Origin of the sequence: Paenibacillus sp. 32352 (genome assembly GCF_002042965.1) — a bacterium.
GTDB classification, from domain to species: domain Bacteria; phylum Bacillota; class Bacilli; order Paenibacillales; family NBRC-103111; genus Paenibacillus_S; species Paenibacillus_S vulneris.
In genome coordinates, this window is the sequence record NZ_MZNT01000007.1 from 184,769 (window position 1) to 205,948 (window position 21,180).

Annotated in this window: 19 protein-coding genes; 5 read left to right on the plus strand and 14 right to left on the minus strand. The window is 49.6% G+C overall.

Going from position 1 to position 21,180, the window contains the following annotated elements:
- The first annotated feature begins 16 nt into the window (after window positions 1–16).
- From B1728_RS17955 to B1728_RS17965, 3 genes are read left to right on the plus strand one after another with little or no spacing between them, the layout of a single operon-like run.
- A complete protein-coding gene (locus B1728_RS17955; RefSeq protein WP_079911691.1) occupies window positions 17–661 on the plus strand; it encodes an amino acid ABC transporter permease in 645 nt (214 codons plus the stop codon).
- 14 nt (window positions 662–675) lie between these two features.
- Entirely contained in the window at window positions 676–1,434 is a 759-nt protein-coding gene (locus B1728_RS17960; protein ID WP_079911692.1) for an amino acid ABC transporter ATP-binding protein, read from the plus strand.
- A 37-nt stretch (window positions 1,435–1,471) separates the two neighbouring features.
- Window positions 1,472–2,686 (plus strand): M24 family metallopeptidase, encoded by a 1,215-nt coding sequence (locus B1728_RS17965; protein WP_079911694.1) that lies wholly within the window; start codon window positions 1,472–1,474, stop codon window positions 2,684–2,686.
- Window positions 2,687–2,758: 72 nt separating this feature from the next.
- Here the strand turns inward: B1728_RS17965 and B1728_RS17970 are convergent, their stop codons facing one another.
- A complete protein-coding gene (locus B1728_RS17970) occupies window positions 2,759–3,211 on the minus strand; it encodes a GNAT family N-acetyltransferase (RefSeq protein WP_079911695.1) in 453 nt (150 codons plus the stop codon).
- Window positions 3,212–3,491: 280 nt separating this feature from the next.
- Between B1728_RS17970 and B1728_RS17975 the strand changes: the two genes are divergently transcribed.
- The gene (locus B1728_RS17975; protein WP_179136069.1) at window positions 3,492–5,396 is read left to right on the plus strand and encodes a chondroitinase-B domain-containing protein; all 1,905 of its coding nucleotides are present in this window, start codon (window positions 3,492–3,494) and stop codon (window positions 5,394–5,396) included.
- A gap of 164 nt (window positions 5,397–5,560) precedes the next feature.
- Here B1728_RS17975 and B1728_RS17980 read toward each other — a convergent pair whose 3' ends face one another.
- From B1728_RS17980 to kdgD, 8 genes are all read right to left on the minus strand, one after another.
- Entirely contained in the window at window positions 5,561–6,661 is a 1,101-nt protein-coding gene (locus tag B1728_RS17980) for an ATP-binding protein (protein WP_079911697.1), read from the minus strand.
- A gap of 191 nt (window positions 6,662–6,852) precedes the next feature.
- Entirely contained in the window at window positions 6,853–7,653 is an 801-nt protein-coding gene (locus B1728_RS17985) for a hypothetical protein (protein ID WP_079911698.1), read from the minus strand.
- Entirely contained in the window at window positions 7,631–8,191 is a 561-nt protein-coding gene (locus B1728_RS17990; RefSeq protein WP_179136070.1) for an RNA polymerase sigma factor, read from the minus strand. Before B1728_RS17990 ends, B1728_RS17985 begins: the two co-directional genes overlap by 23 nt.
- A 287-nt stretch (window positions 8,192–8,478) precedes the next feature.
- Window positions 8,479–8,751, minus strand: a complete 273-nt coding sequence (locus B1728_RS36850; protein WP_256865405.1) for a DUF4183 domain-containing protein — start codon at window positions 8,749–8,751, stop codon at window positions 8,479–8,481.
- Window positions 8,752–8,798: 47 nt separating this feature from the next.
- Complete coding sequence (locus B1728_RS36855; RefSeq protein ID WP_256865406.1) at window positions 8,799–9,113, minus strand: hypothetical protein; 315 nt, start codon at window positions 9,111–9,113, stop codon at window positions 8,799–8,801.
- Window positions 9,114–9,521: 408 nt separating this feature from the next.
- Window positions 9,522–10,877 (minus strand): glucarate dehydratase, encoded by a 1,356-nt coding sequence (gudD, locus tag B1728_RS18000; RefSeq protein ID WP_079911702.1) that lies wholly within the window; start codon window positions 10,875–10,877, stop codon window positions 9,522–9,524.
- A 15-nt stretch (window positions 10,878–10,892) separates the two neighbouring features.
- A complete protein-coding gene (gucD, locus tag B1728_RS18005) occupies window positions 10,893–12,359 on the minus strand; it encodes an alpha-ketoglutaric semialdehyde dehydrogenase GucD (protein WP_079911704.1) in 1,467 nt (488 codons plus the stop codon).
- Window positions 12,356–13,297, minus strand: a complete 942-nt coding sequence (gene kdgD / locus B1728_RS18010; RefSeq protein WP_483310986.1) for a 5-dehydro-4-deoxyglucarate dehydratase — start codon at window positions 13,295–13,297, stop codon at window positions 12,356–12,358. Before kdgD ends, gucD begins: the two co-directional genes overlap by 4 nt.
- A 179-nt stretch (window positions 13,298–13,476) precedes the next feature.
- Between kdgD and B1728_RS18015 the strand changes: the two genes are divergently transcribed.
- Window positions 13,477–14,427: an AraC family transcriptional regulator gene (locus tag B1728_RS18015; protein ID WP_079911706.1), complete on the plus strand. Its 951-nt coding sequence runs from the start codon at window positions 13,477–13,479 to the stop codon at window positions 14,425–14,427.
- A gap of 528 nt (window positions 14,428–14,955) precedes the next feature.
- Here the strand turns inward: B1728_RS18015 and B1728_RS18025 are convergent.
- The 5 genes from B1728_RS18025 to B1728_RS18045 all read right to left on the minus strand — a co-directional run bounded on the left by B1728_RS18025 (window position 14,956) and on the right by B1728_RS18045 (window position 21,171).
- The gene (locus tag B1728_RS18025) at window positions 14,956–16,035 is read right to left on the minus strand and encodes a DmpA family aminopeptidase (protein WP_079911707.1); all 1,080 of its coding nucleotides are present in this window, start codon (window positions 16,033–16,035) and stop codon (window positions 14,956–14,958) included.
- Window positions 16,036–16,155: 120 nt separating this feature from the next.
- Entirely contained in the window at window positions 16,156–16,755 is a 600-nt protein-coding gene (locus tag B1728_RS18030; RefSeq protein ID WP_079911708.1) for a histidine phosphatase family protein, read from the minus strand.
- Window positions 16,756–16,928: 173 nt separating this feature from the next.
- Window positions 16,929–19,244 carry a helix-turn-helix domain-containing protein gene (locus tag B1728_RS18035; protein ID WP_079911709.1) on the minus strand — a complete coding sequence of 772 codons (2,316 nt, stop codon included), beginning with the start codon at window positions 19,242–19,244 and terminating at the stop codon, window positions 16,929–16,931.
- 75 nt (window positions 19,245–19,319) lie between these two features.
- Complete coding sequence (locus B1728_RS18040; protein WP_079911711.1) at window positions 19,320–20,198, minus strand: carbohydrate ABC transporter permease; 879 nt, start codon at window positions 20,196–20,198, stop codon at window positions 19,320–19,322.
- A 16-nt stretch (window positions 20,199–20,214) separates the two neighbouring features.
- On the minus strand, window positions 20,215–21,171 hold the full coding sequence (locus B1728_RS18045; RefSeq protein WP_079911928.1) for an ABC transporter permease: 957 nt from the start codon (window positions 21,169–21,171) through the stop codon (window positions 20,215–20,217).
- Window positions 21,172–21,180 lie beyond the last annotated feature (9 nt).

The following is a 21,180-nucleotide window of genomic DNA, read 5'->3' on the forward strand; positions in this document are numbered from 1 at the left end:
TGGGAGGCCGTAATCCATGGAACTTGTTATAGAAAACATAGGCTATCTTCTCAAAGGCGCATATTATACCCTTTTAATCACGGCCGTCTCGATGTTCTTCGGTTTTTTCATTGCATTGCTTGTCGCTGTTGCGCGTCTAAAGGGAAATTGGCTGATTAGCAATATAGCGAGAGCTTATGTATCTCTTATCCGCGGGACACCGATTATTGTGCAGATCTTTATCATCTACTTTGGTTTACCCGATTACGGGATTACCCTTGGGCCGCTTACAGCGGCCTATGTTTCACTTAGCATCAATATCGGCGCCTATTTATCCGAAACATTCAGAGGGGCTATCCTGTCCGTACCCAAGGGACAAACGGAGGCCGCACTATCGTTAGGTCTGTCCCCATGGCAGACGATGCGCAAAATCATTCTCCCGCAGGCTGCGAGGGTGGCCATACCTCCTATGGGGAATACGTTCATTGGCATGCTGAAGGAAACTTCGCTTGTATCCATAGTGACAGTTACCGAGCTTCTGCGCTCGGCTCAGCTGCTTATAGCCCAATACTATGTCGCTATGCCTTTTTACATTGCCATCGCCCTCATGTATTGGATTATGAGCATGTTCTTCTCCAATATTCTGGACCGGATCGAGAAAAAATTATCCAAGGCTTATTAAGGGTGTGAGTGAGCTTGATAGAAGTTGCAAATCTTAGTAAACGTTTCGATAGCTTGACTGTACTGAAGGATATTCATTTAAACGTAAAATCCAAGGAAATTGTCGTGCTCCTGGGTCCAAGCGGTTCCGGCAAAAGCACCCTGCTCCGCTGCTTGAACGGGTTGGAGGAAGCCAATTCCGGAACGATTCAGGTCGGCAGCGTCCTGCTGGATGCCTCCATGAACAGCTCGGAGAAGAAGAATGCTATCCGCGAGATACGCGGCTTAACGGGGATGGTGTTTCAGTCCTTCAACCTCTTCCCCCACCTTACCGTATTGGAAAATGTAATAACCGCGCCCATGACGGTGAAAAATATGCCTAAGCCGCAGGCCGTCGAGCTGGCCGAATCGCTGCTAGGCAAAGTAGGCTTGGCTGAGAAGAAGAATGAATACCCTTCCCGGCTGTCTGGCGGCCAGCAGCAGCGGGTGGCGATCGCCCGCGCTTTAGCAATGCAGCCGCAGATTATGCTGTTCGATGAGCCGACCTCAGCTCTGGACCCTGAGTTGACCGGAGAGGTACTGCTGGTGATGAGGCAGCTTGCCCAAGAAGGAATGACGATGATTGTCGTCACGCATGAGATGAAATTCGCTCAAGAGGTGGCCAATCGAGTTATTTTTATGAGCGAGGGAATCATTCAGGAGGAAGGGACTCCTGAATCCTTTTTTGCCCATCCCCAAACGGAACGCGCACGCAAATTTTTGCGGCAGATGGCGCTGGAATCCGAAGATGAGTAACGGAGAAAGGTCAGCCTAATCCGAAGGAGTTGAAACTGTGGTTACCATAGATCCTAACCATACAAGAATCATCACAGAGCGGGCCCGCTCCTATATGGAAGAAGAGGGAATCGACGCTATTGTTGCCTCGAGTCCTGAGAACTTTTATTATGTATCCGGCCACCAAAGTGCCTTTATGTATACGCTTCGCATGTCGGATGTGGCATTGGCAGTGTGGTTTCGGGATCCCAGCCGCAAAACGGTCCTGATTATGAACGATTTTGAAGCTGCCGGCGTAGCACCCGATTCTCATTTGGAAATTTGGACATACCCGACCTGGGTGGATGTAGATGATCCGCTTGGTCTTCACGGAGGAAAATTCGAAGGCAAACGGCCTGTCTCCCCGCAAGTCGACGAAATGTTTAAAGTGCTGCAGCAGGTTCTGGAAAACTACGGGGCATCTAAAGGGAAAATCGCCTTCGAGCTAAATGCAATGCGACATCCATCCGTTGCCGCTCTCCGCCAAGCCTGCCCCGGTATTGCGGAGCTGGTAGAAGCCGGTCCGATATTTACAAAATTACGGGCGATCAAAACCCCATGGGAAATCGAACAGCTTCGCAAGGCTTGCGGTTATGCCGAGGAGGGCATCGTCGCCGCTATTAACGAATTCAAGCCGGGAATGTCCTCCGCCGATCTCGTTGCTGCCTTCCGCAGAGGCATCATGAACTTCCCGGATGGCTCTAACGCCCGCTTTCATATGATATCCGTTGGAGAAAGATTTGCCCCGGTACAGGTATTTGATACAACTCCAAGCAAACCCGGTGATCTGATCAAATTGGATGTCGGCGTGGAAGTCGCCGGTTATGGCTCGGATATCGCCCGTACCTTTGTACTCGGACCTCCGTCAGATGTAATGAAACGCATCTATGGAGCATTAAAACGCGGCCACGACCATCTCCTGCAAATGATCGAGCCGGGCTTGCCGATGCAGACGGCGTTCCACGAGGCCATGGAGCTGATCCGGTCCTACGGCCTGGACAATTACAACCGGGGGCATCTCGGCCACAGTGCCGGACTCAGTCTCGCCGCTGAGGAAGGCCCCTTTCTGGGTCCTTCTGAAACCACCGTGTTTCAGCCCGGGATGGTGATTTGTCTGGAAACGCCTTATTACGGCCACGGTCTTGGCTCCATCATGATCGAGGATATGGTGCTTGTGACAGACAAGGGCTGCGAGCGATTGAACAGCTTAAGCAGAGAGTTCGTTTCGTTATAAGCTATGCAAGAATCGGCTTCCTTCAAGGCAAGAGCGCCTGTGGAAGCCGGTTTTTTTCTATAGTGCGGGGCATTAGGTTTGATGGAACTTTTTAATGTAATTTTTTTGATCCTTGGTAAATACATAGCCGCGTCGTTCATATATTCTATGGGCTTGTACTCTGCTTGGATGAGATAACAGCTTAATCCCGAAAAATCCGTTCTTCTCTGCCCACTGTTCAAGCTGCTCTATCAGCATGCTGCCAATCCCCTGTTTCCTATACTCTTCTTTCACCACAAAGCCCAAGACATTGACCAAGGATTCCGAGAAAAGCAATTCATAGGGACTTCCATGAATGTATCCTATCACCTGGTTATTTTCCTCGTAAACCAAAACGACATCTTTGGTTTTCTCCATAATAATGTGGATTTTTTCTTTTACTTTGTCTTCGGAAAACGCTCTCAAGTTGGGGTTAAAATCCTGATTCAGCAAGTAAATATCACGATAATCGGCTGCTCTAATTTCTCTAATCTTATTTTCTTTCATTCCGCATGCCTCCTCTATGATCTCGTTCACCTAATCCAATGGTAGATGTCTTTTCCAATTTTTGCAAGATGTTTGACCTGCTTGTTTTAATAAAAAAACTCTGAACCCTTCTCCTATTGTAAAACATGATTTTCAACCAAAAAATTGTTATTGTGGAACATTTATCCGTTATTCTCCTTGTTTTATGATGAGTTTAGCTTCATTGGAAAGGAGGAAACCAACCTTTGTATTCGCTTACAGCAAACAATAATTTCATCTAAACACAAAAAGGAGAATGGTAATGAGAACAACGATTCACACTAGTCATTTGAGAACATCAAGCTTACTAATCGCAGGGATGGTGCCGTTATTATTTGCTATATGGCTGGTCTTCTCTCCAAAGGCGCATGCCGCAACGATAAATGTAAGCAATGATTCCCAGCTTGCATCGGCCTTAACGGCCGCAAATCCGGGGGATATTATCGTTTTGGCTGATGGAAGTTATTCAGGCCTCACGATTACTACACAAGGAACGGCTGCCTCTCCTATTGAAATCAAGGCGGCCAATCAAGGGAAAGCGGTGTTCAACTCCGGAGTTATCCATCTTCAGGGGGCTAATTATACGACGCTTAATGGCATCAAAGTAACAACAAGCGGCGGTACCAAAACGGTTGACGGCAAAAACCGCAACGTCGGGGTCTTAATCGAAGGAAATAACAACCGGATTACCCGCTCCACGTTCCAGCTCAATGTTACAGGGACAACCGAATGGGTATTAATAGCCGGCAATAGCAGCAATAATCGCGTAGATTATAGTGATTTTGGCCCTGCAGCCGTAGGCGGACACTACATCATGGCGGTCGGATACCAGACTATAGCCGGCGTAACGAATCCAACGGACCGTACCAACTGGGCGAATTACCAATCTCCCTATAATCCCAATATGCCCCGATATACGCAAATCGATCATAATTACTTTCACGACAACAGTAATGGTCTGGAAACCATCTGCCTGGGCTGCGCCGGAATGGCCGGAGATTATCAGGATACTTACATGACCGTCGAGTACAATCTCTTTGAAAACTGCGACGGTGACGCTGAAATTGTGACCATCAAGTCCTCCAATAATACAGTTCGCTTCAATACGATCAAGACCTCCTCCGGTATGCTCTCCTCCCGTGCGGGCAACAAAAACTCGATTTACGGCAATTTTATGCTTCAGGGCGGCAAGTCCGGAGCCGGCGGCATCAAAGTATATGAAAAAGACCATAAGGTCTACAACAACTATATCGACGGAGCCTCCGAGTATCCAATCCTGATCGGCGGCGGTGATGCATATACGGACTCAGGCTTTGCCCATGCTCAAGTATTCCGCGCCATGGTAGTGAACAATACCATAGTTAACGCCAACAATCGACCGGTCATTGTCGGACATGGAAGCAATCTGCCGCCTGTGGACAGCGTGTTCGCCAACAATATCATCAAAGGCTCTGCATCCTCCCTGCTCAATAAGCGGCTTGCATCCAATACAGTATTTTCGAAAAACATAGCTCAAGGAACTCTCGGAACAACGGCACCGCAAAGCGAATTTTGGATGACGGATCCGTTGTTCACAACGGTAAACGGATTGCAGAAGCTTTCTGCGAGCAGCCCCGCGATTCAATATGCCAATACGAGCTATACTTCTTTTATAACCCATGATATGGACGGTCAAACAAGATCCTCTCTTATCGATACGGGCGCTGATCAATATACGACCTCGGCTATCGTCATTCAGCCATTAACCGCTTCCGATGTGGGTCCTTCTGCAAGCGTAGGGGTGAATCTGGCAGCTGGAAAATCCGCTCTCGCTTCCTCGGAGTGGAGCAGTACGTATTCCGCAGGCAAGGCGGTTGACGGGACGACAAGCACGCGCTGGGCATCCGCTAAAGGGTTAATCGCAGGAGAGTGGCTGCGGGTCGATCTGGGCGCCAGCCAGCCCTACAGCAAAGTCATTATTAGCGAAACCACGCATGCAGGAATCGCTTCCTTCAAGCTGCAGTCATCGAATGACGGGAACAGCTTTGCAGATATAATAAGCGGCACGACTATCGGTTCATCCAAGACGATCACCTTCAACCCGGTCACGGCCAGATACATCCGGCTGCTCATCTTATCGGGAACCGGCGAAGCCAATGTCAATGAGTTTGAGGTTTACACCAAATAACCGCACCTATTTGATAGAGTTAATCGTCTGAGATAATCCCGGTTACTTTATGGGAGCGTAGAAAGTTGACAAAAAGACGGGGAAGGATTCATCTTTTCCCGTCTTTTTCTGTTTTCCCAAGCACAATATGCTTTCATTGGGCTGGGCAATTTTTGATCTGCGTTCTATTGGGTTTCATAAGCAGCCCGAATGTCGAATTTCAGCTCTGGGAATTGTTCGCCCCATTCTTGAATCCTGGCTTCGATGATTTCTTTGTCAAACCGGCCTGCAAACAGCTCCGGATCGGGCAAGAATGTAACGGTTATACCGGTCTCGTTCGTTCTCCCCACCGTCATGAGCCCGGATTGTGGAATGCCGTGACGGTATTCCTGACGGTTAATTTCCCCGTCCCTTCGAACTTCTACGCTTAGCGTGCGTGATAATGCATTGACAACCGCTATGCTGATTCCTTTCTCCGCACCAGAGGCGACAAACGATAGCTTGGGATCGCTGAACATGTCCAGCTTGGTCATCATGGATTGGACCGCCGGCTGTCCGGTTTGCGGAAGCAGCCGGATGGGAATCCCCCGTCCGTTATCCGCAACGGTGACTCTTCCGTCATCATGTAAGTAAATGCCTACCTCGGAGCAATAGCCCGCCTGATGCTCCTGAATTGAATTACTGAGGACGGCCCATAGAAGCTGATGAAGGTCATAGCCTTCCATTGAAGAACGGCCCAAATAATTATGCGCTTCATTTCGCGCTTCCGTCATTTCGATATAATCGCCGGTATCTATTAATTCCGAAACGGCTGATAACAGAAGGAGAATCGGCATCCGGCGGTGAGCCGGAATCGTATAACGCCCGCCGCGCTCCTCCTGTTTCAACAAATCAGCGCCGGTCAAAGCTTTCAAATGGTGATACAGCTGTCCCGTTGTTCCCATGTTCAGCCGTTCGACCAGCTCCGCACCGGTCAAGGGCTCGTTCCATACTTCAAGGAGCAGGTCCAGTCTTTGCTTGTGTCCGAGCGCAGACAATATCTTGGCTGCCTTGCCTGACTGAAGTCCGAACAGCTCTTCGGCTTTTTTTTCCTGGGGCTCGCATCGCACGATCTGTTCTCCACTACGATAGAATCCGGAGTAATAAATGGAGCAGGATGAAGCGCTGTCGGCCCCTTCTATTACGGGGAACTTTTCCTCAAAGCCGTTCATCTTCCTAAGCAAGCTTTTTAGCTCGGACATCTGCTGCTTCAACTCATCCAATTCAGCGCCATAGTCTCTATTCATGAGATGAATGCTCCTTTTAGTAATACATGAATTAACAACTCAATGTATATTACGGTTTTATCGATTTACGTATTATAATATCCCAAGCGCCATTGGATGTAAATGGATATAACCTTTCCTTGGTACAAATGAATTCGCTTGATTCTCCACCGTATGTTCCTCCTGCTATGGAGGATCCGGATCTTAATGGATTATTTCACCATGTAGGTCTTCGCAAGCTTTAGCAAATCTTCTTTCGAAAGGTCACCTGTAATTTCCAATGAAATGACTTTTCGATCCGCCGTTTTGTACTTTATAACTAGCAAGTTCTCATACTCATTTGCCGTAAACATGGCTAGTGTATCATTGTCAGCTTCAACATTCTCCCATGGTGCATCCTGATAGGTTATGGACATCGTCAGCTCTCCATCCTTCAAAGCTTTCGTCATATCGCCGTCCAACTGTTGTCTTACGACAATATCCTGTTGCTCCCATTGGTATAGATCATAAAATCCGCCCAGCCACCATTCATCTGCTGACTTGACACGATAGTTATTATCTAATGGAACCACTCCAAATGATTGGACAAGAGTGAACGGACTCGCTTGCGGTCTTAACAGGGAGTAGGCCCATTGGTTCTCTGCCTCTTCCGTGGATACTGTCTTCCAGATTGCTGTCGATCGGGATAAAGCCGCTTCGAGCTTGTACCTATAGGAGACTGCATTCTTCTCAGTATGTGAAGCCTCATGCCCCCCATTGTGAAGGATATTGATTTGTACTCCGTTCCAGGAAGCGTGAAATATAGTGGCAGCGCTGACGGAAGCGGCGGCAGCAAACAACAAAACGCAGGCAACCCACACTGGCATTACTTTAAGCCGATTGCGCTTTTGCAGACCTTGAGCTTTATGAAAGGCATAAACTTGCTGCATGACTCTATCGGTGAGATCGGCCTCAGTCCATGCTGTCTCTCTCATTCTGCGAATCAGATGGTTAACACTCGAATCGTTGTCCATATCCCGTATCCTCCCATTGCTCTCTGTTTCTTTTCAATTTTTTCTTTAGGCGCTCGAATCTCTTACGTACCGTAGATGAACTGATTCCCAGCAGCTCTGAAATTTCTTGAAACGACCGATCTTCAATGACCCGCAGAGCCAAAATCTCCTTTTCTGCCGCGTTTAAACCCTCGAGCCACTGCAAGTCCATATCGCCCCGGTCGGAAACTATTTGCTCAGCGCTCTTCTCGTTACGAGCAATTCCAAATAGCGGCATGAGGAGCTTCCATTTCTTTTTTCTTTGGATCAGGGTTCTGCAATGATTCCCGGCAATCTTATACAGCCATGCCAGGAACAAGTCATCATTGGCGTGACGATAGCTCGCCAAATTCCTGTATGCTTTGAAGAAAACCTCTTGCGCAGCGTCCTCCGCCTCCTGCCGATTTCCAAGCATAAAGTAACAGTATGCCGCTATATTCCTCTGATACCTCCGAACGACCCACTCGAACGCATCCGGATGACCTTGAAGAACCTGGTCGATGTGTTTCTTAATCTCCATGGTTACAGACCTCCTTTCCATCGGGTTCATTTAGTGAAGTCTTCTCTATGTATAACTAACTAAGCGCGAGGAATGTGACCTTGTAGTGTCAAAAAGAGAAAACTCTCTCCCGGCTTCTCCATTTCTGACATGATGTCTCAATGGATACTGTTATGCACAAACAAAAAAGGCCAGCCAGATAGTTCCGGCTAACCTAATAATACGAAAAAGCAGCGATAGCTGCGAAACCCATATTGAAAAATGCGCAAGGGAATAGGTGGGATACCGACGCTGCCGGGATGTAATCCTTACCGATTTGTTTTTATCTCCTTATAAGTAACTACGGCTGATAACTGAATAATTTCCAGTATAATGGGAGTTCCGCGGTAGATCGTTGTGTCGCTGGTATTAAGAGTCAATGTAGTAGGACTGAGGCTGTATACGTCGCTCGTTTGCAAAATGCCGTTGATAAATAAACTGTTATAGCTGCTAGGGCCTATCCCTAGAAAAAGAGCAGCGGGCTCGCCAGCGTCGTTCGTAAACAGCTCAGCCGGGATCTCTATTGGCTCTGTCGAAGACAAGTCGGACTCAACCAGATAGTAGTACCTGGATGCTGCCGGGATGATGGTTATTTCCGGGAGCGGCCCCGGAGGTCCTGCCGGCCCAGGTTCTCCCTGAATCCCTTGTAGGCCTTGAGGGCCCGGTATGCCCTGCAGCCCTTGTTCGCCCTGCGGACCGGGAGGTCCTGGTATTCCCTGCGGCCCTTGAGGGCCCGGAGCTCCCGGTAGCCCTTGTGGCCCTCGTTCGCCTTGCGGTCCAGGAGCTCCCGGTAGCCCTTGCGGCCCTCGTTCGCCTTGCGGTCCGTGAGGCCCCGGTAGCCCTTGCGGCCCTTGTTCGCCTTGCGGTCCGGGAAGCCCCGGTAGCCCTTGCGGCCCTTGCTCACCTTGCGGTCCGCGTGATCCCCTTCCCCCCGGTAAACGGTATATCCAGCGGCAGGTTCGCGAAAGTTTTCTTTTTGGATCCTTCTTCTCGACTTTTCGTTTAGGTCTTCGAATACACAGCTTTATTTTTTTCTTAGATGCCTTCAGCTTCATTCGTTTTTTTAAAAGAGGTTGATGTTTTTGCTTACGGGCTGGATTGCGCCTCACTACCGTTACCTCCCAATCTCCATAAAATACCATATTTTCACTCTTGATCTACCTATGGTATTCATTCGCCGGGATTAAGAATGGACTGGCGTCCATATTTCTTTGTGCGAGAGTCTATTTTTGCAGATAAGATTTCATGAATCCATGAAATGAACCCCACTAAGTGGGCCTTAGTGGGGTAAGCAGTAACCTACCGTATCCTCTTAACGCAGCAGGCAAGGACGCTTAGGATCGAAAGTCCATCCTGGTATTAAGTACTGCATGGCGGCTGCATCATCGCGCGCTCCAAGACTCATTCGGGTGTACAGCCTGTGAGCCTCTTCGATTTGCTCCACATCGGGCTCAATACCAAGTCCGGGCTTATCCGGAACTTGAACGCGTCCCCCGACAATTTGGAGCGGGTCCTTTGTTACATGCTGTCCGTCCTGCCATATCCAATGCGTATCGATCGCTGTTATCTCTCCCGGAGCGGCAGCAGCTACATGAGTAAACATCGCAAGTGAAATGTCAAAGTGATTATTGGAATGCGAGCCCCAGGTGAGGCCCCAATCACTGCACATTTGTGCAACACGGACAGAGCCCTGCATCGTCCAGAAATGCGGGTCCGCCAGAGGAATATCAACCGAGCGGAGCTGTACGGCATGACCCATCTCCCGCCAGTCGCAGGCGATCATATTCGTCGCCGTCGGAAGCCCTGTCGCACGACGGAATTCTGACAGCACCTCACGGCCGCTATATCCATTCTCAGCGCCGCAGGGATCCTCGGCATAAGCTAAAATATCTCTCTTGCCTTTACATAACCGGATTGCTTCTTCTAATGACCAGGCTCCGTTAGGATCCAGTGTTATACGCGCATTCGGAAACCTCCGGGCAAGCAGCTCAACGGCTTCCATCTCCTCTTCCCCGGAGAGGACACCGCCCTTCAGCTTGAAATCGTTGAAGCCGTATCGGGCATGTGCCGCCTCGGCAAGCTGCACTATCGCTTCACCTGTGAGCGCTTCCTCATGACGAAGCCGGAACCAGCCGTCCTTGGCATCGGGATCGTCAGTATATGGCAGATCAGTTTTACGGCGATCCCCGATATAGAACAAATAACCGAGCATCTCTACGTCTTCCCTCTGCTGACCGTCACCGAGAAGCGCAGCGACCGGGACATTCAGGAACTGCCCCAGAAGATCCAGAAGCGCAGCCTCCAGCGCTGTTACGGCATGGATGGCTATGCGCAGATCAAAGGTTTGAAGCCCTCTGCCTCCGGCATCGCGATCGGCAAACCTGCGCTTAACCTCTCTCAAGACATTATTGTAGCCTCCGATGGACTGCCCGACTACAAGCGGCTTGGCGTCTTCCAAGGTCTGACGGATACGTTCCCCTCCAGGCACCTCACCTACCCCTGTATGCCCAGCACTGTCTTTAAGGATGACGATATTGCGGGTAAAAAACGGCCCATGAGCCCCGCTCAGATTCAGCAGCATGCTGTCCCGTCCGGCAACGGGGATTACCAGCATGTCCGTAATGACGGGTGAAGAATGGGGCGATGAATGCAAGGATTCAAGCTTCATAACTTAGCCTCCTCGTCATGATTTGACGAACACGGTTTTGACTGCCGTAAAAAACTCGATCGCCGCACGTCCCTGCTCGCGGGAATGAGAGCTCGACTGCTTCATGCCGCCGAACGGAGCCTGAAGTTCCACCCCGGCACTTTCCGCGTTGATTCGTACAAGGCCGGCGTCCATCTCTTGAATAAACTGAAGCATGGACCCGATATTCGACGTAAATATGGATGCGCTAAGCCCGAATTCGGCGTCATTAGCCAACTGCAGTGCTTCTTCGATACTCTCAACCTTCATCAGGGCAAGCACAGGGCCAAAGATCTCCTCCCGGGCAATCGTCATGTTAGCAGTGACATTCTCGAATACTGTAGGTTCAATAAAGTAACCGCCGGCGAAATCATCGGCTTGGGTCTGTCCCCCGCCGCACAGCAGCTTCGCTCCCTCTTCAATTCCCTTACGGATATAAGCAAGAACCGTTCGATGCTGCCGTTCATTTGCGCAAGGTCCCATCCACACCCCATCAAGCATGCCATCCCCGACCCGGATCTCCTTGATCCGATTCAAAAGCAGCCGCTTGAACGGTTCATAGATTTCCTCATGTACGATAACCCGGCTCGTAGCCGTACATTTTTGTCCTGTGGATCGAAGGCCGCCGCTCACCGTAGCCTCCACTGCCAGCTCAAGGTTAGCGTCCTCCGCTACGATCACCGGATTTTTGCCGCCCATTTCAAGCTGATATTTCGCTCCGCGGGCAAGTGCAGCCTGACCTATCGATTTGCCAACCGAATTGGAGCCGGTGAACGATATTCCCTGGATTCCAGAATGCTCCGCGATGCCTCGGCCGATAACGCTGCCGGAGCCGGTTACCATATTGACGACACCGGGAGGCAAACCTGCTTCCTCGAAGCATTCCATCAGCAGGGAGCAGGTCACCCCCGTCTCCGACGCAGGCTTGATGACTACCGTATTGCCGTAGACTAGGGCGGGCGCCATCTTCCATAGCGGAATCGCGACCGGGAAATTCCAAGGTGTAATAATACCTACTACGCCTAACGGCACTCGGGTCGTGAACATGAGGGCTTCACTATCCGTGGATGGAATCACATCTCCAACAGGGCGCATCCCCTCGCCCGCATAATAGCGAAGAATAGCTGCCCCGCGGGCCGTTTCGCCTTTGGCTTCGGCGAACGTCTTGCCCATTTCCTTGGTCATCACCGTCGCTACCTCATCCAGCCTTTGCTCTAAAAGGGACGCGGCTTTGTACAGATAATCTCCTCTAACGCTTCCAGCCAATTGCCTCCACGCCTTTTGAGCATCAGCCGCAGCCTGTACAGCCTGATTGAGATCCTCCAGCGAGGATTGCTGTACATACCCAACCACTTCGTGTTTACGGGCCGGGTTTAGGCTGGCATCTATTTCCCCTGTATGGGAGGGAATCCACTTCCCGCCAATAAAATTCAAATAAGTCGGACTAGCCTGTGATGTGCTCATGCTTGGGGGTTAACCTCCTTCCTAGGCTCAGGGAACCGGTCGAACGCTACCTTAATGATTTCCTCCAGCTTCCGGTAATGTTCTTCTTCCACAGAGATAATCGGAGGACGAACATCAGTCCCAACCGGCAGTCCGACGATTTGCATGCCGGCTTTGATCAAGGCTACCGCATAGCCTTTTCTTTGACGGCGGATCGCATTGATCGGCAATATAACATGACGGTACAGATCATTCAGCATGGATTGATTGCCATTTAGCAGCGCGTTATAAAACAGCCGTGAAATATGCGGAATATAGTTCGATATGGCCGACGAATAGGCGCTGAAGCCCAAATTCACATAAGCCGGCATCGTCACCTCGGCCATGGGCATTCCGTTCAGCCAAGCCAATCGGCTGCCTATGGTCTGTGTCAGTTCGATATTCAGGTCCATACTCCCGTGCCCATCCTTCAACCCGACCAGCTGAGGGTGCTCGAGCAGCCGTTCCAGTGTACTTAACGTCAGGATACAGTTATCCCGCTGATATACAATAGCGTTCAGCTCCGTGCTCCCGATAATGGCGTTTAAATACCGGTACAGCCCCTCCTGCTCCGCATCAATCAAATAAGGAGGAAGGATCAGATAGCCGTCCGCGCCCAGCTCCTCAGACAGCTTGGCCAGCTCTATCGCATGAGTGATGTTGCCGCCTACGCCGGTATATACAGGGACCCTCCCTCGGGCAGCCGAAAGCGCCGTCTCAACCATGAGCCGGTAATCCTGATGGGACAGAGCATGAAATTCTCCGGAGCCGCAAGCTACGAAAATTGCAGAGAGTCCCTCTTGAAGCAGAAATTCTACATTTTGTTCAAAGGCCTTCTCGTCCAGTCTTCCGCTTTGATCCATCGGTGCAACCGGAAAGCCTAGTATACCGGTAGGTACTTTTTTGGAGCTATGGTTCATGTTCATTGACTACCCGCCCTTCCTTTTTCCTCGTTTATTCTTTTTCAGTATAGGGGCTGGGAGAACAGCTGTCTTTTCAAAATCACGCCTTATTTTTGCACTTTTCGTGATATAATGAGGCGGTTGGGAAAACCCTTTCATTTAGAATTTCAAGGAAACAATATAAAAGGAGGAAGCGCATGGTCCCTAGCACAGCCTCATGCCAAAAAAGCAGTCTATATTTAAACGAGCATGTTACGAGACTTCAGGGTCCCCCCGCCTCCTTCTTTATACATTATTGGGGAGGCAAACCAAGTCATCGCGGTAATACGCCTCATGCCCATTCTTTTTTTGAAATTTGCTATGTAGCAGATGGATCCGGATCTTATGTACATAACGGCATTACCTATCCCCTTCATAAAGGAACTCTGTACTGCTCCAAGCCTAACAGCTCCCATCATATCGTAAGCGAGTCCGGCATGCTGCTGCTGTTCGTCGCCTTTGATGTTTTAGAGGAAGCTTCCGATCCAGATGTAATAAGCAGTTTCGATAAGCTGAACCAGTTTCATCATTTGTTTATAGCCGATGCGGAGCAATCCGCCCCTGTACTGACCTGGAAAGCGCTCATTGCTTATTGCTCAGGAGAAACCGTCGATCATCCTTTAGCTGCCGAAAAGCTCGCCCACTCACTGCTCCTGACAGCTCTGTCCATGTTCTCCCGGCACGGCGGCACGGTTACGGCAGAGCAGGAAGCCGAGCCTGTTTATTCGGGTGCGCTAAAGGAAGCGAAAGATTATATGCTCAGCCATCTTTCCCGGAAATTGACGCTTAAGGAATTGGCTCAGGAAATTCACTTATCGGAGAGGCAGCTATCCCGTCTTCTGTCCGAGCAGCTCGGGCTTACGTTTCCTTCGTGGATTCGCAATGAACGCATCAAAAGAGCCGCCTATCTGCTAGTCTATACCGACATCAACATGGAGGATATCTCTTCGGAGGTCGGTTTCGAAACGGTGCATTATTTCAGCAAGGTGTTCTCCGACCTGATGAACATTACACCAGCCAAATTCCGCAAGGCTGTTCGAAGCAATGAGATGGACTTTGCCTTGCTGCATCGTTACTTGCAAGCGGCTGTCAACCGAAGCTTGTCTTAAATCTTAATCGTGAAGTGCCATGCTGTACGATTCAAAAAGATGATATAGGCATCCGCACAAACATATAGTCATTCACCTACGTACTTTAAAAGAAGATGGATGGATTCTGTTATTCGATTAAAGGGAGAGGATTACCATGATGTATACACCGCTGTGGAGTTCCCAGGGATTGATGAGGCAGCCGCAATCACCTCCGCCCGCGTACATTCCCCCAAAGCCTTCTGTTTCTTATGTAATCGACTGTATTCATGAGTACACCTATGTTTGGCTTCTTAACGGGGACCAATTTTGGTTCTATCCTACCCGCGTGGAATACGGCGAAATTTCCGGCTATAGATGGAACGGCGCCTTTTGGATGTTTTACGGGATAGATCCAAGGTTGATCGATGCTGTCGCATGTCCGCCAATTCCTACCCTTTACTGACAGATACTTGCAATTTCAAAAGAAAAGTCCCCCTTCATGCGCATTTCGGCATCAAGGAGGACTTTTTGACTTTTGTATGATGAATGAATTCACGATTCAGGTGTTCACCTTGAACGGAGATAAGCCAGCACGTCCTCAACAGGCAGAGAGTGAACCACACTCCCTCCACGGCCTGTTGTCGTTTCCGCCATGAATAAGGAGTTATAGATCGCTTCCTCCGTTGCGTCTGCAGCTGCGCGAAAACATTCGGACATCAGCGGCCCGTCTTCGCGAATGCATTTCAAAGTGATGAACCCCGTATCCGGCGAATGCGGTATAAGGGTGCCGTTGCTGAATGCGATCACGATGTCCCCGCTGCCATGATGAGCGATGGAGCCTGTTCGCGCCAGACCGATGCCCGCTCTTTTAGCAATTCTTTGCAACTGGCGGGAGTCTAACGGAAGGTCAGTACCTACCACGATAATGATCGAACCGTCATTATTCCCGCCTTCTATCATTGGTTGATTAAGGAATGCCCCGACCGGCTTTCCAAGTATTGTAAGGTCCTCGCCCTTTCCATAATTGGTAAGAACCAGCACCCCGATATGATAAACAATACCGTCTACCGTTATTTGTCTGGAAGAGGTGCCGATACCGCCTTTATACCCGAAGCACACCATGCCGGTACCGGCTCCGACCGCTCCTTCCGCAACAGGTTGCCCTGCTTTCGCTTGCCGAATAGCCTCCATAGCATGCTCGGGCCGCACATGCAGGCCTTTCATATCATTTAACAGCTTGTCATTGCATTCGCCGGTAACGACATTCAGCGAACCATCCTGGCCGCCAATCCCCTCGTCCAGCTCCATCATGAATTTCAGCGCGCCTTCCGTCGCTGCAGGGACACTGAACGTATTGGTCAGCATAATCGGGGATTCCAGCGTACCCAGCTCATTGACCTGCACCAGTCCCGTCGTTTTGCCGAAGCCATTGATGACATAGGCCGCGCCAACTGCCTTTTCCCGAAACGGATTCCCCGGATGCGGTAAAATCGCAGTCACTCCCGTCCTAACGCAATTGCCCTCCAGATTCTTGTTCAAAGTCACATGTCCGACGGCAACGCCGGGCACATCGGTTATACTGTTAAGCCTTCCCGTCGGAAGCTTGCCGACAGAGAAGCCATAATCGCGAAAACGCCGCTTGGTCATTCGTCCTTCTCTCCATTCCTAGGGTGAATTGCCAATATTACCGCCTCCATTTTAACACATAGGGTGGGAGTCTCCGCCTTTTCCACACTAATTTCCAATAACAATCCTGCTAGAAAAAAATTATTCCAAATGAGATACGTTTGCAAAATCAACAAGCTGAAAGGTCCCGTCTCTACAAATCAATTTGGTAATGGAGCACTCAGACACAAGCTTGCTCTGCTCTTTAAGAAAATGAGGATGCCATTGATTCAGCTCTATCTGAGAACATACATGCACCAAGAAATCGGTTATCAATCCTCCGTGCGTGACCGCAATAATAGGACCCTGTGGAAACTCAATGGACATTTCTACTAGAAATGAACTTAGGCGTTCACCCGCGATCTTCGCCGAATCCCCAATCGCTGGGATAAAATCTCTATCCTTCGTACAATGATCCCACATAGCTGCGAATTCCTCAAATGATTGCCCGGGCAAGTCCCCCCAGTTGGCTCTTTCCCGTAAGCGAATATCCTCTATCACCGGTAGGATTATTCCCTCAGCAATACATTGAGCGGTTTGCTTGGCTCTTGCGAGCGGGCTGCATAGGAGCTTTGTTATCGACATACTGCGAAAATGGCTTGCCGTCATCTGCGCCTGCTTAACTCCCTCAAAAGTCAAAGGAACATCCCCGATCCCCTTCTCCTTTTTTGCATGTCGAACCAGATAAATCGTTGTGCTCATGGAACCAACTCCTTCCGCGCAATAGTATCTAATTAGATTATTGTCTAATTAGATTATAGCACATCTCTACATATTGGAAATCCCTAATTAAGCACTCGAACCGCAAAAAAAATAAAAGCCTGATTGCTCAAGCTTTTCTATCTCGACTTATCGCATGTTTCATAACGTTCGCCTTATAAGGACTCCCGGTATTTGCCCGGAGTCGTTCCTTCATACTTTTTAAATACCCGTATGAACCCAATATCGCTGGCATAGCCGACTTTGTTCGCAATTTGCGTAAAGGTCAGCTTTTTATCCTTCATCAGCTTCTTGGCTTCCTCAATACGGACTCTCGTTAAATAATCCGTCAGGTTCATTCCCGTTTGTTTCTTGAAAAAAGCGGATAAATATTGCGGCGTTAAGCCAAAGTGATCCGCAATGGTCGTCAAGCTGAGCATATCGTCCCCATAGTGCTCTTCGATATAGCGGGTGATTCGTTCTGAGAGCTGTCGGCCGTGATGACTGCGTCCCGCATTCAAATGCTGGCACAGAGCGAGATACCACTCTCTGATCTTGAGCTTCATCTCCTCCACGGTCGTGCACGAGGATAATTCCTTCAGCGGATCGAACCCTTCGCCGAATACCTCGTGATACAGCGGCTCCATCGGATTCATGATTTTCCATAAGGTGCTGACCATATTAATAAAGAAATTCCTTCCCAGTTCAGGAGAGATCCGCCGCTGGCTGAAGTGCGCATGAAACAGATTGTCGATAAGCCTGCTGACATTCTCTTTGTCGCCGCTTTTGGTGAAGTTGATAAGCTGAATCTCCGTTTCGATTGGGTAATAATAGTGACCGTCCGTGTCCGAAATTTCCCTGTAGCGGATAATGGAACTGTGGCCCCTGTACATTTTATAATCCAGCGCACTGAGCGCTTCGAAGTAGGATTCGCATGCGTGCTCCGTCCCTTCATGCATATTCCCTATGGCGAGGGTGATATACGTATGAAACCGTTCCTCCATCATCTGCTTGAGCCTGGCTGCGATGTCGTCGAGCGCCTGATCCGCTTCTGCTCTGCGCGCTTCCGAGAAGTTAACAAGCAGGGCTACACGGTGCTGGTCCAGCTCCACCGCATACCCCCATTCTCTCTCGCGAATCAAATCGTTGCCTATGTTGGAAATAATAAAACGAATCAAAGCCCACTGCCGTTCCGACGAATCCGCACTAAACCGGCTGATATCGGCGATGTCGATTAAAATCACGGCAAATAAATCGGAAATAAACCGGATATTCATAAACGCAAGCGATTCATCGGTCATTCGGCTTACGTCAACATGCCCGCGAATAAAACGAGACAGAAAGCTTGCCTGGATGACCGGGGTTTGGCGGGACAATGTCTTCCGAAGCTCACGCTCTTCATCCATGGTCATTTGAATGGTTTCCCGAATAAACTCATACTCATTGGACGGCTGCTTCGTTCGCAGCGGCTTCCCGTTCTGCAGCACGCGTACTACGTTACGCAGCGGTGTGTAATTGCGGTGCAGCCAGAACCAGATCGCCGCTCCGCCGCCGGCCAGACAGATCAAGAGCAATGTGATCATCCAATTTCTCAGCGTATAGACCCGCTCCAGATACACATTCTTGGGCATGATATGGACGTATTTCCAGCCATTTTGTTCCGAGGCGGTATAAGACAGCATCATCTCCTTGCCATGGTCCTTATACTCGTAAGGTACGCCTTTGTACTGGACGACGTCACGGATTTGGTCCCAGGGCAGGGCTTGACGATCGTTTCCGATCATTAGACGATCTTTCCGGTCCAGGATGAATACCGAGCTTTGGTATGCTGATTCGACTTTGGACAGCATGCTGCGAATTTGATTCACATCCAGCAAAATAACAAGCGCTCCGCGGATATCGCTCGGCTCGCCAAGCGGCAATGTCTGGATATACGTAATGGTATCCAGCGTGCCGGTGGGCGTATCATAGGTGACCGGGATAAAGTCCTGGTAATGCGGACTGCTGATCAGCCCGTTGCGCCAGGCTTCAAAGCTGGTTCCCACCGGCCGGTACAACCGTTCATAGAGCACGTCCGCCGAAGTTTTGGCTGTCGGCATCAAGACCGTATCATTCACCCCAAGATAAACGTAGTAGCCTTGAATGAGATCGCTTACATTTTGGTAGCGCGACATATGCTCCGAGACGAATTCCACGAATTTGTACGCATCGGCAGAGTCCGCCGTCTCCGCATTATTCATAAGCCATTGCAGGCGGGGGTTCAGCGCGATTTGCTGGGACATAAGCTGGACATCCCTGAGCTTGCTGTCCATGACTTGACGGAGCTGCTCTAGCATGGCATAATTCGCCCGATTCGCATTATCGGTCATAATCGTATTGGTTTTCGTGTATAGAATCGATCCTAATGCAATAGGAAGCAGAAAAACGGCCAGATAAGACAATAAAAGAGTTGTGAAGGCACTCCCACGAGATATGCTTTTGATTCGCACCATACCCCACCTCTCCCGATTCGTTCTCCGTATCTATCTTATTCTGGAAGTGGGTCCCGTTTTCCTGCTTCCCGGCTTTTATTCCTTCAGCGCTCCGATCATTACCCCCTTGACGAAATATTTTTGCAAGAAAGGATACAGCACCAGGATAGGAACGGTTGCAACCATGATCGTTGCGTATTTGATCGCTTCTCCGATCGGCATTTTATCCACGCCCGACGCATCCACCATCATGTTGTCCGTGCTGTTCGTAATTAGAATTTCCCGCAGAATCAGCTGCAGCGGATACAGATCGCGGTCCCGCAAATAAATCATCGCATTGAACCATGCGTTCCAGTGAGCCACAGCATAAAACAAAACCATGACGGCCATGACGGGAATCGACAGCGGCAGAATAATTCGCCACAACACGGTCCATTCGCTCGCCCCGTCGATCTTCGCCGATTCTTCGAGACTCACCGGCACCGCCTGGAACGAGGTCCGCATGATAATTAAATTCCATGTATTGATGGCCCCGGGAATAATCATCGCCCATGGGGTGTCTACAAGACCCAGATTGCTGACCAGAAGATAGGTGGGAATAAGTCCTCCCTGAAAAAACATCGTGACCACAATCATAAACATGACCGCGTTCTTAAAAAATACATTTCTTCTCGAAAGAAAATACGCCCCGAGCGCCGTCATGATCAGATTGAAAATGGTTCCGACAATGACATAAAACAGGGTATTGCGGTAACCGCTCAAAATGTTCGGGTTCGCAAACACGGCTTTGTAGGCATCCAGACTAAATCCGTATGGTTTCCATAGCAAGCCGCGGTGCTGTGCGAGCAGCCCGGGATCACTCAGGGAAGAAAATGCAACGAACAAAAACGGATATAGCGTCAAAAAACATAGAACAATCATAAAACATGCGTTCAATACGTCAAACGTTTTTTCGCCGAGAGTCGGTTTGTCCATTCTGCTGTTCCCCCCATTACCATAGTTTAGTCTCGCTTACCCGCTTGCTTATGCTGTTGGAGAGGATAAGCAGGGAAAAAGCAATAACGGCGTTAAACAGACCTACGGCTGTCGTGTAGCTGTAGCTTGCTTCCAGTATCCCCTTGCGGTAGACGAAGGTGGAAATGACGTCGGCTGTATCGTAGGTCAGCGGATTGTACATCAACAAAATTTTCTCGCTGCCGACGGACATCATCGACCCCATCTTCAGTATTAACAAAATGATGATGGTAGGCATAATGCCTGGAATGGTGATGTGAATCATTTGCTTCCAGCGGCCCGCTCCGTCGACCTTGGCAGCTTCATACAAGGTGGGATCGATATTCGACAGCGCCGCCAAATAAATGATGGAGCCCCATCCGACCTGCTGCCAAATGCCGGACGACACATAAATAAAGCGAAACCACTCCGGCTCGGACAGATAAGACTTGGAAGCCACCCCGAAGAAGGCAGCCAATTGGTTCACAATCCCGTCTCTCGCCAAAAAATCCACCAGCATGCCGACAACGACGACAACGGATATAAAATGCGGCAAATAGGTAATGGTCTGAACGATTCGCTTAAAATATTGCCTGCGCAATTCGTTAAGCAAAAGCGCGAGGATGATCGGTGCAGGAAAACCGAAGATCAGCTCATACACGTTGATCAGCAACGTATTACGAATCAGCCTCCAGAAATAATAGCTATTGAAGAAATCAATGAAATGCTGGAACCCGACCCACGAGCTGCCCCAGATGCCGTCTCCGGGACTATAGTCTTTAAATGCGATTTGCAGTCCGTACATCGGGCCGTAATCAAAGATAACGTAATATGCAATGACGGGCAAAACCATTAAATACAAAAGCTTGTTGCGCTTAAGATCGCGTCCAATCGTGATCCACAGGCTCTGCCTGGAACGGGCGGACTTGCTAATGGCCCCCTCGGCGGCTTTCATCGTTTCCAT

Coding starts and splice junctions, on each gene's coding strand:
- B1728_RS17955 (WP_079911691.1), top strand. CDS start 17: ATGGAACTTGTTATAGAAAACATAGGCTATCTTCTCAAAGGCGCATAT.
- B1728_RS17970 (WP_079911695.1), bottom strand. CDS start 3,211: ATGAAAGAAAATAAGATTAGAGAAATTAGAGCAGCCGATTATCGTGAT.
- B1728_RS17975 (WP_179136069.1), top strand. CDS start 3,492: ATGAGAACAACGATTCACACTAGTCATTTGAGAACATCAAGCTTACTA.
- B1728_RS17980 (WP_079911697.1), bottom strand. CDS start 6,661: ATGAATAGAGACTATGGCGCTGAATTGGATGAGTTGAAGCAGCAGATG.
- B1728_RS17985 (WP_079911698.1), bottom strand. CDS start 7,653: ATGGACAACGATTCGAGTGTTAACCATCTGATTCGCAGAATGAGAGAG.
- B1728_RS17990 (WP_179136070.1), bottom strand. CDS start 8,191: ATGGAGATTAAGAAACACATCGACCAGGTTCTTCAAGGTCATCCGGAT.
- gudD (WP_079911702.1), bottom strand. CDS start 10,877: ATGAAGCTTGAATCCTTGCATTCATCGCCCCATTCTTCACCCGTCATT.
- gucD (WP_079911704.1), bottom strand. CDS start 12,359: ATGAGCACATCACAGGCTAGTCCGACTTATTTGAATTTTATTGGCGGG.
- kdgD (WP_483310986.1), bottom strand. CDS start 13,297: ATGAACCATAGCTCCAAAAAAGTACCTACCGGTATACTAGGCTTTCCG.
- B1728_RS18015 (WP_079911706.1), top strand. CDS start 13,477: ATGGTCCCTAGCACAGCCTCATGCCAAAAAAGCAGTCTATATTTAAAC.
- B1728_RS18025 (WP_079911707.1), bottom strand. CDS start 16,035: ATGACCAAGCGGCGTTTTCGCGATTATGGCTTCTCTGTCGGCAAGCTT.
- B1728_RS18030 (WP_079911708.1), bottom strand. CDS start 16,755: ATGAGCACAACGATTTATCTGGTTCGACATGCAAAAAAGGAGAAGGGG.
- B1728_RS18035 (WP_079911709.1), bottom strand. CDS start 19,244: ATGGTGCGAATCAAAAGCATATCTCGTGGGAGTGCCTTCACAACTCTT.
- B1728_RS18040 (WP_079911711.1), bottom strand. CDS start 20,198: ATGGACAAACCGACTCTCGGCGAAAAAACGTTTGACGTATTGAACGCA.
- B1728_RS18045 (WP_079911928.1), bottom strand. CDS start 21,171: ATGAAAGCCGCCGAGGGGGCCATTAGCAAGTCCGCCCGTTCCAGGCAG.